Annotated in this window: 9 protein-coding genes and 1 tRNA gene; 2 read left to right on the top strand and 8 right to left on the bottom strand. The window is 65.3% G+C overall.

Going from position 1 to position 13,492, the window contains the following annotated elements:
• Positions 1 to 9: 9 nt before the first annotated feature.
• The 5 genes from AC0IY1_RS05730 to AC0IY1_RS05710 all read right to left on the bottom strand — a co-directional run bounded on the left by AC0IY1_RS05730 (position 10) and on the right by AC0IY1_RS05710 (position 7,242).
• A complete protein-coding gene (locus AC0IY1_RS05730) occupies positions 10 to 3,435 on the bottom strand; it encodes a DEAD/DEAH box helicase family protein (RefSeq protein ID WP_471768335.1) in 3,426 nt (1,141 codons plus the stop codon).
• 89 nt (positions 3,436 to 3,524) lie between these two features.
• Positions 3,525 to 3,818 carry a hypothetical protein gene (locus AC0IY1_RS05725; protein WP_471768332.1) on the bottom strand — a complete coding sequence of 98 codons (294 nt, stop codon included), beginning with the start codon at positions 3,816 to 3,818 and terminating at the stop codon, positions 3,525 to 3,527.
• A 109-nt stretch (positions 3,819 to 3,927) separates the two neighbouring features.
• Positions 3,928 to 5,133, bottom strand: a complete 1,206-nt coding sequence (locus AC0IY1_RS05720) for a restriction endonuclease subunit S (RefSeq protein WP_471768329.1) — start codon at positions 5,131 to 5,133, stop codon at positions 3,928 to 3,930.
• On the bottom strand, positions 5,130 to 6,704 hold the full coding sequence (locus tag AC0IY1_RS05715; RefSeq protein ID WP_471768326.1) for a type I restriction-modification system subunit M: 1,575 nt from the start codon (positions 6,702 to 6,704) through the stop codon (positions 5,130 to 5,132). Before AC0IY1_RS05715 ends, AC0IY1_RS05720 begins: the two co-directional genes overlap by 4 nt.
• 463 nt (positions 6,705 to 7,167) lie before the next feature.
• Positions 7,168 to 7,242 (bottom strand) — tRNA-Glu (locus tag AC0IY1_RS05710).
• Positions 7,243 to 7,390: 148 nt separating this feature from the next.
• Between AC0IY1_RS05710 and AC0IY1_RS05705 the strand changes: the two genes are divergently transcribed.
• Positions 7,391 to 8,440, top strand: coding sequence for an RluA family pseudouridine synthase (locus AC0IY1_RS05705; RefSeq protein WP_471768323.1), 1,050 nt, complete (start codon positions 7,391 to 7,393; stop codon positions 8,438 to 8,440).
• 235 nt (positions 8,441 to 8,675) lie between these two features.
• Entirely contained in the window at positions 8,676 to 9,566 is an 891-nt protein-coding gene (gene rpoH, locus AC0IY1_RS05700) for an RNA polymerase sigma factor RpoH (protein WP_055952636.1), read from the top strand.
• Between the two features lie 228 nt (positions 9,567 to 9,794).
• Here rpoH and AC0IY1_RS05695 read toward each other — a convergent pair whose 3' ends face one another.
• The 3 genes from AC0IY1_RS05695 to AC0IY1_RS05685 all read right to left on the bottom strand — a co-directional run bounded on the left by AC0IY1_RS05695 (position 9,795) and on the right by AC0IY1_RS05685 (position 13,402).
• Complete coding sequence (locus AC0IY1_RS05695; RefSeq protein WP_471768320.1) at positions 9,795 to 11,426, bottom strand: histidine kinase; 1,632 nt, start codon at positions 11,424 to 11,426, stop codon at positions 9,795 to 9,797.
• Positions 11,427 to 11,572: 146 nt separating this feature from the next.
• The gene (locus AC0IY1_RS05690; RefSeq protein WP_055952641.1) at positions 11,573 to 12,865 is read right to left on the bottom strand and encodes an adenylosuccinate synthase; all 1,293 of its coding nucleotides are present in this window, start codon (positions 12,863 to 12,865) and stop codon (positions 11,573 to 11,575) included.
• A 186-nt stretch (positions 12,866 to 13,051) separates the two neighbouring features.
• Positions 13,052 to 13,402, bottom strand: a complete 351-nt coding sequence (locus AC0IY1_RS05685; protein ID WP_471768317.1) for a hypothetical protein — start codon at positions 13,400 to 13,402, stop codon at positions 13,052 to 13,054.
• Positions 13,403 to 13,492: the final 90 nt, after the last annotated feature.

The following is a 13,492-nucleotide window of genomic DNA, read 5'->3' as shown; positions in this document are numbered from 1 at the left end:
CAATGCCTCTTATGCTACCGCGCTTTGGTTGATTTCCTCAATGACCTCGAACAGCCGGATCGTGCGCGGCTCGTCGAAGACCTGGTCCGGTCCCTGCGGCGCGACGTCGGTGAAGGGAGACTCGTAGAGCAAGCCCGGCTCCATGACGCCCTGGTGCGTGAGGTGATCGACAACGAGGCCAATGAATTCGATCTGCTCGCGGGTGGCAGTCCCGTCGCCGATAAACTCGCCAAAGGCCGTACTGACGGCCTGCCGATCAAGACCCACCAGCGCCCGCACGAACCGACCGAAGCCGGCGCTGGTCTCGCGTGCCCGTTCTATGGTCTCGGCGTCGCCAATGCCGGCGTCGAGCAGCATCGCCTCGAGCTGACGGAGATCCGTCGCGGTCAGCGGCTTGCCCTGCCGCAGTCTATGGAGAGCGATGTGGTTCTCGTGGCTGCGCAGGAAGGCGCGGGCCTTCTGCTTGAAGCGCACGAAATCGATCTCTCCCGCTTGGGGAAGTGGGTGCTCTGTCTCCTCGCCGATCTCGTCGGCGAAGTCGGAATAGATGACCGCTCGGGAGCGCTTCTCGATGTGGTGCACGAGATCGCGTAGGCGCAGGCGAACGAGCTCAAGGAGCGGGACCGTCACCCCTTCCCACCAGCCGTCTGCCTGGACTGCTTCGATGAGCTCAGCTTGTGCAGCGATGCCCGGTATGGCGGTCTGCTCTTCAAGGGTCGAGACGATCTCGAGCAGCTGCTTGCGCAGTCCGGTGAAACGCTTTGACCCCTTCAGCAGCGCGAGTTCGAGGGAGAACATCAGGAGGTCGAAGCGCTTGGCCTCCTCGGTGCCGTGGCGCTTGGCAGTCGGCAGAGGCGCCACCTGTTCGACGAGCTCCTCGCGCGCAGCGTCGTCGAGGACCGTCCAGGCCTCGGGGCGCAGGTATTTCTCTACCGCTTTGCGCTGCTGACGCACGACGAAGTTGTCGAGATGCATGCCAGCGACCGTCTCGCGCAGCTGCTTCACCGCATCGGAGCGTATGACCGTCTCCGTTGGAGGGTCCCCCTCGCGGGCGTTATAAGCCACCGGCTCTTCGGCGAACCCACCTGCGATCTCCCGCTTTGCATCAAGGGCGCGCACGAGATCGAGCCGCGCTGCGAACAGACGCTCAGACAGCGATCTGACATGCCCGGGGTCATTCAGTTCGGGGTTGGCGCCGAAGAACTCGAGGTTCTGGCAATAGTCAAAGACGCGGAAGAACTCCTTGTCCTGCCCGGGCCCGAACAGGTCCGGGCACAGCCGCGTTCCGCGGCCCATCATCTGCCAAAACTTGGTCTTGGAGCGCACGAGCTTGAAGAAGACAAGGTTGACCACCTCCGGCACATCGATGCCGGTGTCGAGCATGTCCACCGAGATCGCGACGTGCGGCGGCTTGTCCTTTTTTGAAAATTCTTCGATCAAAGTCTGTGCGTAATCAGTCTCGTGAGTGATGATGCGTGCAAAATGGCCCTTTAAATCTGGATATGCCTCATCGAACCGCTCCTGGATGAAGTCGGCATGGGCCTGATTTTTTGCAAAGACAATGGTCTTGCCCAGCCGATCGCCGCCCTCGACCTTCACACCACGCTCCATGAAGTGGGCGATAACCCGGTCGACCGTGTCTTTGTTGAAAAGACGCTGGTTTATCGCGGCCGCCTCGATGCTGTCGGGAACCTCGTCTTCGCCCCATTCGATAAGGTCCCATTGCTCCTTGTCTGCCTCGCTGAGTTCGGCGTAGCGCAGGCCCTCGCGAACGATCTTCAAGGGCACTGAGATCGCCTGGGGCGGCACGAGGTGCTCGTCGGCCACCGCCTCGTCGAGGGTGTAGGCATCGGTGGGCACACCGTCCTCGAGGTCGAACAGCGCGTAGGTGTTGTGATCGACATCTTCCTTAGGCGTCGCCGTGAGGCCGACGAGGAAGCTGTCGAAATAATCAAAGATGGCCCGGTAGCGCTGGTAGACCGAGCGATGCGCCTCGTCGATGACGACAAGATCGAAGTGGCCGGGACTGAAGGCGCGTTGGCCCTGCTGTTTCCCGTCGATGAGATTCATCATCGTCGGGTAGGTGGAGAGAAACACCCGGCCATCTACGGTGCGCTCGGTAACAAGGTTCACGGGCGCGGAATCCGGGAGGTGCCTCTTGAACGCGTCACTGGCCTGCTTCACCAGCGCCCTACGATCGGCGAGGAACAGCACGCGCTTCACCCAGCCCGCTCGCATGAGTAGATCCACCAGCGCGATAGTGGTGATGGTTTTTCCCGACCCGGTCGCCATCACCAGCAGCGCCTTGCGCTCCTGGTGCTCTTCGAAGTTCTTCGCAATGGCGCGGATCGCCCGCTGCTGGAACGGATAGAGCTGCCGACCTGCGCCAGGAATCTTCAGGTCCAGCTTTGTGTCTGACAACTTTTTGCGACTCGTCCGGCGCTGTATTAGGAGTTCCAACTCCGCACGCTTGTAGAACCCACCAAGAGCGCGAGGCGGCGCTGCAGAATCGTCCCAAATCCAGTGCTCGTAACCATTTGAGAGGAAGATAACAGGGCGCTGGCCGAACCGCGCCTCAAGCGCATCGGCGTAGAGCTTGGCTTGTTGTCGGCCCTTCTGGGCGCCGTACTTTGTCGCTTTGGCCTCGACGAGGCCGAGCGGCTTACCATCCAGCCCCCACAGCACATAATCGACGAAGCCAATGCCGCTGGTGCTCGGCATTCCAGAGACCTCGAACTCGACATCCTCCGGACGGTCCAGCGCCCAGCCGGCTTCTCGCAGCAGCAAGTCGATGAAGCGGTCTCGGGTCTCGGCCTCTCCGTAATCGTGTCGGTCGGGCACCGCTTCGTTGGCTTTGCGGGCGGCAGCCACTTCAGCGCGCAGGCGCTTCAGCTCCTCGTCGAGCTCCGACTTGCTCGCAAGGAGCTTGGTCAGCTCTCCGTCCCTAGCCTCCAATGCCGCTTGCTGACGCTTGATGTGAACGAAGGCATTCCTGACTGCGTCGTCGCGCCGAGTGAGATGGCTCGCGTCGAAGGCGAGCCCGTCCGGCGGCCGGCCGTGGCGCGCATAAGTGCGCGCGAACCAGAAGCAGACGTGGAACAGTTCCTTCACCGTGCCGCCGGCTTCTGCGGCGGAAACAGCCTTCTCCTCGTGCACCGCCCTGTTGCGCAGGCGGTTGATGAGCTTGGCCTTGACGAACACCGCCTCGCCCGCAAGCCGCTTGAAGCTCGGCTCGTGCAGCAGAGAAGCGATATTGTCCTGATATGTCAGACTCAGGCCTGGATCGTTCTCGAACGCCCACTTTACTGCGACCTCCACCGCCTTGCCGGCGAAGAACGCCGCAGCGGTGGGGGACGCACTCGCCTGTCGTTCCGCCTCCGCCGCCGCTTCGTGGATCTGTGGGAATTCGGGGAGGAGGAAGGCGAAGTTGGACATGCAGCGCTAAGCTGACCGGGGCAGCGCGAAATCGCAAGGTGCAGATTGCGTTGTGTTAGAACTCAGCGCGCCAGGTCGCCGGCCTTAAATCACGCATTTGTCCAGCGCCAGCCGCGAGCGCGAAGGCCTGCGGCCGGCGCGAAGTCGTAGAGGCGTGTGAGACGGAAGGCGTCGAGCCGCTCCTTCGCGAAAGCTCGCTCGTTTTCGGAAAAAAAGAACGGCGCCTTGCTCACCCCTTCCGTATCTTGACCTCGATCAGCTTCTCGCGGCCTGAGTTCCTGAAGCGCGGCGTTGCGCCGATCTTTAACGACGGGCTCGCCGTGCAACTCCACGGCGAGCATGCCGAAGCAGTCGGCAACGATCAGTTTGACCTCGCGGTCCATCTGATCGTTGCCGGCTAGTGGTACGAACCAACGCTTGAATCCGCTCTACGGCTAGCAAATTCAATCACTTAGCACGCATTGAGCGGACTCAAGCGTTAAATTTTGACCACTAGGTCGTTAGGCATGGCTCAAACTGGCCACAGAAAACGCGATGCTCAAGAGATGAGAAGAGGATTGATCCTTCCGTCTGCGCCTTTAAGAGACGATCTCTGTGCTTGTGAATTATGGCGCAGAGTTCACTATATTTTTTCTGACGTTCAACGGGAGGTACCACAATAGACAGGGGGTAAAGATCTTGCTTGTTCAACTGTGGGATGGAGCTTCCTGAGGAAATTTCTTCCAACTTGAATTGCTGGAACCACCCAAACAGATAACTCAGGTTAATGATATTCGCGCGGGGCGCAACTGCCATAAGATTTGGATCGAGTATCGCGGGCCGCAGGAGCTTTCTCTTCCTATTTGTCGCTATCGCACCGCCTCGTTTGGGAAAAACAACTGCATTCGAAAAGCAGGTTCCTGCTCTCGCGCCGGGCTCCGTCCGCCAACTCGCAGCGGACCTTATAACCGTATCGTTGTCGGCATGGCTGAGGTCGGAAACCTTTAGGAGCAGAAATCCATCCGACTGGTTCTTAAACTTTTCTCCATCCGGCAATGTGTTTCCTGAACAGAAATCGGCGACCTCTCCCAGAGTGGAAGTTGGGAAACCTAGCGAATTTGTCTTGGCGTCTCCAAAACAGTCTGAAAAGATTGACTGCTCCAGCTTATCGAGCAACTCAAGCGCGCGCTTACGCTTCCGGCGCAGCGCGTCCGCCTTGTCCATGATCGCCGCGATCCGCCGCTGTTCGTTAAGCGGAGGGAGGGGAACCTGGATTTCCCTCAACGAGGTCAAATTTATGCGCTGCCTAGTCGATCCTTTGGCACGCTTAGAAACCTCTCTCTGACCCGCAATAGAATTCAGAAAATGAGACAGATAGTTCAAGTGCAACCGCTTCTTGTCACCACGAAATCTCGTGACGTCAGCAACTACTACACCACCAGCAGCTCCATCTGGAACTATGCATGCCAAACCACATGGTTCGCCCAGCTTTGTAATCAGCAAGTCCCCCACTTGGTAATCATGTCGCTGTAGCTGCTTGGCTTTCGCCTCCGTGATGAACCTTAAATTCTCGCTGTTGAATAGATTGCGTCGGACGTTCTGGATCCGGACGATTGGGACCCCCGCAGGAACATACTCATTCGCTTGAAGGTCAGAACCGAAGGGGCCGTCGACGAACGACTCAGCAAGCTCGCCCAGAGACACTGATTTAATCATCATAGCGTCGCTTCCAACGTATCCAGCCCTTCAGAAATCTCCTGCTCCAATGCTCGCAGCTCGGCGATGATGTCCTTAGGCGCTCGGTGTTCCGCGGCCGCGTGCACCGCCTCCTTGTAGCGATTCAGCGAGAGATCGTAATCGGCGGCCGCGATCTCACCCTTTGGCACGCAGAAGCTCTGCTCAGTGCGGGCACGCCCGCGCTCTGTCCCAGCCCGCTCCACCCAACGCGCCGCCGCGTCCGGCAAGTCGTTCTTCACGGCCTCATTCACAGTCAGGTTGAGGCTGACGAAGGTCGAGCCTTCGCGATGGCCCGGGTTCACCCCAAGCTTCTCAGCCGGCAGCAGGGCGTTGCGCTTGTCATCCAGGGAAAAACCATCGGCCTTTAGATCGTAGAACCACACTTTGTCCGTGCCGCCGGAATTCGTCTTGGTGAACAGCAGGATCGCGGTTGAGACGCCTGCATAAGGGCGGAAAACGCCCGAGGGCAGCTTCACGATGCCGTCAAGCTTGTGGTCCTCCACCAGCATTTTTCGGACGGCCTTGTGGGCGGCGGAGGACCCGAACAGCACTCCGTCTGGCACGATGACGGCAGCGCGCCCGCCGGGCTTCATTAGGCGCAGGAACAGGGCAAGGAACAGCAGCTCTGTCTTCTTGGTCTTGACGATCCTCTGCAGGTCCTTGGCCGTGGTCTCGTAATCGAGCGAGCCCGCGAAGGGCGGGTTGGCGAGGATGAGGGAGTAGCGGTCTGCGTCGCCGCCATGCTCCTCGGCGAGTGAATCCTTGTAGCGGACGTCGGGGTTCTCAATACCGTGCAGGATCATGTTCATCGAGCCGATCCGCAACATTGTGCCGTCGAAATCGAAGCCGTGGAACATTCCCATCTGGAAATGCTTTCGCGCTTCCTCGTCGCGAAAGATCTCGGGGCGGTTCTCGCGAAGATATTCGCCGGCGGCGACGAGGAAGCCGCACGTGCCAGCTGCCGGATCGCAGATTACATCCTTTGGCCCAGGCGCCATCATCTCGACCATCAGTCCGATGATGTGACGTGGTGTGCGGAACTGGCCGTTCTGACCCGCGCTCGCGATCTTGCCGAGCATGTATTCGTAGAGATCGCCCTTGGTGTCGCGATCCTCCATCGGGATCTCGGCGAGGAGATCAACCACCTTAGCGAGGAGCGCAGGCGTTGGAATCGTGAAGCGCGCGCCCTTCATGTGCACAGCATGCGCCGTGTCGGCCTCTGCCATCGAGCGAAGGAAGGGGAAGATGTGCTCGGAGACGATGCCGAACATCTCGGCCGGCGCCGTGTTGCGGAAGCGCGACCAGCGCATTGCCTCGTATGGTAGGCCACCGTCCTTACCGAGGCCGTCTTTACCTTCCGGGAAGATCCGCCGCTCCATCGGCTTTCTCAGCCGATTGGCCCTGTTCTCCTCGCGAGTGTGGGCGTCGTCGAGGCCGCGGATGAACAGTAGATAGGTGATCTGCTCGATTACCTCGAGCGGGTTGGCGATGCCGCCCGTCCAGAAGGCGTTCCAGACCGTATCGACTTTGTTCTTGAGTTCGCCCGTGAGCATTCCGGCCCTCCCTAGAGCGCCGTTGTGTCACGCACAGAGCTTGAGCGGCAACGCAACTTCCAACCTATCCCGCGATTTCACTGGGCGGTTGCACGCTGGCGACACCGGAGTTCACGGCGACAAAATACGATGCAGCGGAGCCTTCGAGCTGGTCTGGCATCGACTCGACAATGATGTGTTCGATGACCCGGAGCATGCCCGCTGATCGCATGGCACCGCTACGGCCGTCAGCCGGACAGCTTGCCTTACCGAAAGGGAACTTTTCACCCGGGCGGCTGCCTGCCTCTGTAGGAGGGCCGTAGCTCAAAGGACAGCTGATAATCGGTCCTCCACGCTCTGTGACACGCTCTTGCAGGTCACGGGGGAGGGGGCGCGTTTCACACACGATGCATCGGTCTCGAACCGCTATGTGAGCCTGCGGTGTGAGACAGAAGGCAGCTTAAATCTAAGTCACTGATTTTGTTGGCGCGCCCACGGGGAATCGAACCCCGGTCTGATCCGTGAGAGGGACCTGTCCTAACCGCTAGACGATGGGCGCGGACCGGCGGGAAGCCGTTGGTAATCGCTCTGGCGATCCGTGCTTCCCGGCCGATGGGCGATCGTATAGCGAGGGTCGCGCGGCACGACAAGGGCTGAAATGGCCCGGTCGGCGCAGACGCGACATTTTTAGAGCGAAGGATCGCCCCTTGCCGGGACTCCAAGATCTGCCGGGACTCGAACATCTGCCGGGACGCGACCATGGGCAGGGGTCCACGGACCGCCGCGCGACGCTCCCCGAGGACGCCGTGACGGAGCGCCTGGACCGGGCCCTGGCCCGGGCCTTTCCCGACGTCTCGCGCTCGCGGCTGCAGGATCTCATCCGGGCCGGACAGGTGTGCCGGGACGGCACCGTCAGCCTCGACCCCTCCGCGAAGGTCGGCCCCGGGGCCGAACTCGCCGTGGTGATGCCGGAGGCGGTGGCGGCGGAACCCGTGGCCCAGGCCCTCGACCTCGCCATCGTGTACGAGGACGACGACCTCATCGTCATCGACAAGCCCGCCGGCCTCGTCGTCCACCCGGCGCCTGGCCACGAATCGGGCACCCTGGTGAACGGCCTCATCGCCCATTGCGGCGAGAGCCTGTCGGGGATCGGCGGCGTGCGCCGGCCGGGGATCGTCCACCGCATCGACAAGGACACCAGCGGCCTGCTGGTGGTGGCCAAGAACGATCTGGCCCATGCGGGGCTCACGGCGCAGTTCGCCGACCATGGCCGCACCGGGCCCCTGGAGCGGGCCTATCTCGCCCTGGCCTGGGGCGTCCCCGAGCCCCGCGCCGGCACCATCGAGGCGAACCTCGCCCGCAGCGTGCGCAACCGGGAGAAGATCGCGGTGGTACGCGGGGAGGGCGGCCGCCACGCGATCACCCATTACCGCGTCGAGGCGGTGCTCGGGACCGAGGCGCCGGTGGCGCTGGTGCGCTGCACGCTGGAGACGGGACGCACGCATCAGATCCGCGTGCATCTCAGCCATCGGGGCCATCCGCTGCTGGGGGACACGGTCTATGGCGGCGCCTTCAAGACCAAGGCGGGCCGCCTCGGCCCGGAGGCGCGCGCCGCCCTCGACACCCTGGGGCGACAGGCCCTTCACGCCAGCGTGCTGGGCTTCGCCCATCCGCGCACGGGCGACACCCTGCATTTCGAGAGTCCGCTGCCGCCGGACCTTCAGGCCCTGGTCGGCGCGCTCCGGGCCGGGGCGTAGCGCCGCTGACACAGTCAAGACCGCGTGGGCGTGCGCCAGGACACGGCGGGCTGCGGCCATTCGTGACATGACCGACCCAAGCGAGATCCCGCGCGTTGATGCCAGACGCGGCCCACGCGTCGCCTTTCCGTCCCCGCCGGTTTCCCGCTAGAGTGCGAGAATCGAACGGTCGGCTCAAGGGAGCGGCGGTTCGCTCCGGACCGCCCTCAGGGGGTCCTTTCAAGGAGGTAAGATCATGGCCGGCGCATTGCCAGTGCTCGCCACCGAAGGTGGCCTCTCACGCTACCTCGACGAGATCCGCAAGTTCCCGATGCTGGAGCCGAACGAGGAGTTCACGCTCGCGAAGGACTGGCGCGAGAAGGGCGATCGCAACGCCGCACATCGGCTCGTCACGTCCCACCTGCGCCTCGTCGCCAAGATCGCCATGGGCTATCGCGGCTACGGCCTGCCGATCGGCGAGGTCGTGTCCGAGGGCAATGTCGGCCTGATGCAGGCGGTCAAGCGCTTCGAGCCGGACAAGGGCTTCCGGCTGGCCACCTATGCCATGTGGTGGATCAAGGCGGCGATCCAGGAGTACATCCTGCGCTCGTGGTCCCTCGTGAAGATGGGCACCACCGCCAACCAGAAGAAGTTGTTCTTCAACCTGCGCAAGGCCAAGGGGCGGATCTCGGCCCTCGACGAGGGCGACCTGAAGCCGGATCAGGTCGCGCAGATCGCCACCAAGCTCGGCGTGCCCGAGCAGGAGGTGATCGACATGAACCGCCGCCTCTCGGGCGACACCTCCCTCAACGCGCCCCTGCGCGAGGAAGGCGAGGGCGAGTGGCAGGATTGGCTCGTGGACAACAGCCCGAGCCAGGAGACCGTGCTCGCCCGCGAGGAGGAGGGGCAGAACCGCCTCTCGGCCCTGCGTGACGCGCTCTCCGTGCTCAACCCGCGCGAGCGGCGCATCTTCGAGGCCCGTCGCCTCGCCGACGACCCGATCACCCTGGAGGACCTCTCGGGCGAATTCGGCGTCTCCCGCGAGCGCGTCCGCCAGATCGAGGTCCGCGCCTTCGAGAAGATCCAGGAGGCGGTCAAGCGCAACCTGGCCACCCGCGAAGCCCCGCGCGCCGAGGCCCACGCCTGATCGTCCGAGCGGGTCTTCAGTCAAAGCGGGTCTTCGGTCGAAGCGGTCTTCGGTCAAAGCGATCATCAGCGAAACGACAACAGCCCCCCGGCCATCGTGCCGGGGGGCTGTTGTCGTTTGGGGCCGCGTGTCCGGTCGAACCTCGCTCGCCGAACGTGCGCGCACCCGCGCCCGCAATTCAGGGCGCGGCCTCACCGCTCCTTGACCGAGGCCGCGGCGCGCGACGCCTCAGCGCCACTGGTCGAAGGCGCTCTGCAGGACCTGGGTCCCGGCGGTACCCTTCTCGAAGGCGATGATCCCACGGGGCCCGGCGGCGAACTTCAGCGTGATGTCGAACCAGTTCTTATGCAGCAGGATGTCGGTGTTGCGCTCGATGTCGTTCGGCAGCGAGGACAGCCCGATGAGGAACAGGTTCTCGCGCACCCGCACCGGCAGGCCGGACACGGGGGAGCCGCGGGCACCCTCCTCGTCCTTGCCCTGGAGCAGGCCGATATCCTGAACGTTGTGGCGGGCGGCCGTGGGACCGCTCGGCGTGAAGGCGAGCTCGATGGTGTGCGAGGCCGGCAGGGTCGCGTCGAGGTTGCGGCGCACGGTCATCACGAGAGACAGCCCGGCATCCGGGAACTCGGCCGTGGCCCGCACGACGGTCTCCAGCTGCTGGCCCTGCTCACCCGGAACGGTGTCGAGGCGCCAGACCACCCGGCCCTGGGTGGTGGTGGGCGTGGCGTTCGCGCCGCCGCCCATGTTCTCCTCGTAGAGCATCGCGCGCTGGGTGACCGCGAGGTCCGGCTGCGCCTGGGTCGGCGCGGCCGGCGTCGGGGACGCCGCCGGCGCCGGGGCGGGACGCCGGGCCGGCGCCGCGCGCTCGGCCGGTGCGGCGTCGCCGCCGACCCGATCGGCGAACTTCGAATCGGCGCCGTCCGGAGCCGCGTCCTGCTGCTCGGTGGCGATCGGCTGAAGATCGGCCGGCTTGTCGCGCAGGAGGAAGGCGGCCACGGCGATCAGGCCGATCACCGCGATCAGGATGCTGCCCACGAGCACGTTGCGCAGGAGGCGCGAGCGTCCGTCCCGCGGCCCGACCACCTCGATGCGCGGTCGCTGGCGCTGGCCGCCATCCGGGGGCGGCACTTCGCTGCCGTCATCCGCGACCGACGGGGTCGGCACGGCCGCTTCGTCCGCCCCGTCGGCGGCCATGAAGGGCGGGTTCTTCGCCTTGCGGGCCTGGATGCGGACCGGCGGCGGGATGGTGTCGGCGCCGTTCTCGGACGACGGGCCGGCGCTGTCGCGTGGCCCCGGCGGCGCGACGGTGATCGCGGGCGCCGGCTCAGGTGCCGGCGGAACCGCCTCGTCACGGGCGGGCTCGGGCGAGACGCTTTCGGGCCGTGCGACTTCTGGGGGCCGCGCGACTTCGGGCGGCCGTGCGGCGGGCACACCGAGATTCAGCGGCGGCGCGGGCGGCAGGGTCGCCCCCGGCGGCGTCGGCTCCGGCGGGGACGGCTCTGGGGGAAGCGACTCGGTCGAGAGCGCCTCGGGCGGTGCCGGCTCGGGCAGGTCGATGGGATCGTTGGCCGGGGGTGGCGGCCGCAGGGGTTCCGGCTCGGGCGCGGGCGGCACCGGCACCGGGGCCGGCTCGGGCGCCGCCGCCGCGGCACCGCCGTGGTCGCGCTCCAGGCGCAGGATCGCCGCCTCGAGGGCGTTGCGCTCGAGGTCGATGTCGTCCTCGGACAGGGGCGGATCGAGGGAGCGGAGCTGACCGATCAGCGCGCCGCGCGCGCGCTCGTAGACGGCCTGGCGCAGGGCCGGGGAGCGGTCGGGCATCGCGTCGAGCGCCCGTGCCAGCAGGGGATAATAGTCGGCCATCGTGCCTCAGATCCGCCTTCTCACCGGCGACTGGCCGGCCGCCTCGTCCCGCAGTCCCGCGGACGGGCGGAGCCGGCCGACCGCCGCGGGGCCGTCATGGGCGTATCTTCCCCACGCGGCCGCGCGCCCATCAAGCGGAAACCGCCCTAGTCCTCAAAGGGGTTGTGCATGAGGATGGTGTCGTTGCGCTCCGGGGAAGTCGAGAGCAGCGCCACCGGCGCGCCGATCAGCTCCTCGATCCGGCGCACGTACTTGATCGCCTGGGCCGGCAGGTCGGCCCAGGAGCGGGCGCCGGCCGTCGTGCCCGACCAGCCCTCGATGGTCTCGTAGATCGGCTCGACCTTGGCCTGCGCCGCCTGGTTGGCGGGGAGGTGGTCCACCACCTGTCCGTCGAGGCGGTAGCCGGTGCAGACCTTGATCGACTCGAAACCGTCGAGGATGTCGAGCTTGGTCAGGGCGATGCCGTCGATGCCCGAGGTCCGGACGGTCTGGCGCACCAGCACCGCGTCGAACCAGCCGCAGCGACGCTTGCGCCCGGTGTTGACGCCGAACTCGCGGCCGCGCGCCCCGATGGTCTCGCCGATCTCGTCGAACAGCTCGGTGGGGAACGGCCCCTCGCCGACCCGGGTGGTGTAGGCCTTGGCGATGCCGAGCACGTAGCCGATGGCCGAGGGGCCCATGCCGGAGCCGGTGGCGGCCTGCGCGGCCACGATGTTCGAGGAGGTCACGAACGGATAGGTGCCGTGGTCGACGTCGAGCAGGGCGCCCTGCGCGCCCTCGAACAGGATGCGCTTGCCGGCCCGGCGCTCGTCGTCGAGGAGCTTCCAGACCGTGTCGGCGTAGGGCAGGATCGTCGGCGCGATCGCCTTCAGCTCGGCCAGCAGGGCGCCCGCATCCACCTCGGCGATGCCGAGGCCCCGGCGCAGGGCGTTGTGGTGGGTGAGCACCCGCTCGATCTTCGATTCGAGGGTCGACGCGTCGGCGAGGTCGACGACCCGGATGGCCCGGCGGCCGACCTTGTCCTCGTAGGCCGGGCCGATGCCGCGCTTCGTGGTGCCGATCTTGAGCCCGGCGTTCGAGGTCTCGCGGAAATGGTCGAGCTCGCGGTGCAGCGGCAGGATCAGGGTGGCGTTGTCGGCGATGCGCAGGGTCTGGGGCGAGATCTCGACGCCCTGGGCCTGGAGCCGGGCGATCTCGTCGACGAGGTGCCACGGATCGACCACGACGCCGTTGCCGATCACCGACAGCTTGCCGCCCCGCACCACGCCCGACGGCAGCAGCGCGAGCTTGTACGTCACCCCGTCGACCACGAGCGTGTGGCCGGCATTGTGGCCGCCCTGGAAGCGGACGACGACGTCGGCCTGCTCGGAGAGCCAGTCGACGATCTTGCCCTTGCCTTCGTCACCCCACTGGGCGCCTACGACGACGACGTTTGCCATTCACTCAAGACCTGTGCCGTAACCCGCGCGAAAGCCGCCCGACCTGACGGGCGGACCGCTTTCGCTGTCCTCGGGTCTTTCCGCGATCCGTGCGCGGAAATCAAGCAAGGGGCCCGTCCGCGCCCGGATGGGCGGGTATGCCGAGGGGTCGGGACGATACTGCGGTCCCGTCACCGGCCCTGGCGCCTAGCGGGCCTCGGTTCCGGGCTGGCGGCCGGGCAGGTCGCCGGGCTTGATCACCGGCATCGCGCCGGGATTCGGGTCGGGCGGGGTCACCACCATGCCGGGGGCCGCGTTGCCGGGCGGCTTGATGACGCCGTCGCTCTTCTCGAGCTTGTCGCTGAGCGTGCCCTTGTCGGCGGAGGTGCCCTTGTCGGCGGTCCCGTCGGAGGGACGGATCTTGTCGGGGATGGTCTGGTTCGGCGGCGGCAGGGCCGGATCGGTGTCCCGGCCCTTCAGAGGCGCGTCGGGGGACTGCGCGAAGGCCGGGCCGGCGATCAGGCCAAGGCCGACCGCGAGGGTGAGGATCGAGCGCATAGGGTCTCCCTGTCTCGGTTGCGAGGTTTCAGGGAGAACAGGCCGGGGACCGAAGCGTTCCTGTCCCATCGGTCCTGTGATGGGACGATG

This window comes from Methylobacterium sp. AC690 (assembly GCF_979256535.1).
This window is presented reverse-complemented; position numbering and strand designations above follow the sequence as displayed.

Coding starts and splice junctions, on each gene's coding strand:
- AC0IY1_RS05730 (WP_471768335.1), bottom strand. CDS start 3,435: ATGTCCAACTTCGCCTTCCTCCTCCCCGAATTCCCACAGATCCACGAA.
- AC0IY1_RS05725 (WP_471768332.1), bottom strand. CDS start 3,818: ATGGACCGCGAGGTCAAACTGATCGTTGCCGACTGCTTCGGCATGCTC.
- AC0IY1_RS05720 (WP_471768329.1), bottom strand. CDS start 5,133: ATGATGATTAAATCAGTGTCTCTGGGCGAGCTTGCTGAGTCGTTCGTC.
- AC0IY1_RS05715 (WP_471768326.1), bottom strand. CDS start 6,704: ATGCTCACGGGCGAACTCAAGAACAAAGTCGATACGGTCTGGAACGCC.
- rpoH (WP_055952636.1), top strand. CDS start 8,676: ATGGCCGGCGCATTGCCAGTGCTCGCCACCGAAGGTGGCCTCTCACGC.
- AC0IY1_RS05695 (WP_471768320.1), bottom strand. CDS start 11,426: ATGGCCGACTATTATCCCCTGCTGGCACGGGCGCTCGACGCGATGCCC.
- AC0IY1_RS05690 (WP_055952641.1), bottom strand. CDS start 12,865: ATGGCAAACGTCGTCGTCGTAGGCGCCCAGTGGGGTGACGAAGGCAAG.
- AC0IY1_RS05685 (WP_471768317.1), bottom strand. CDS start 13,402: ATGCGCTCGATCCTCACCCTCGCGGTCGGCCTTGGCCTGATCGCCGGC.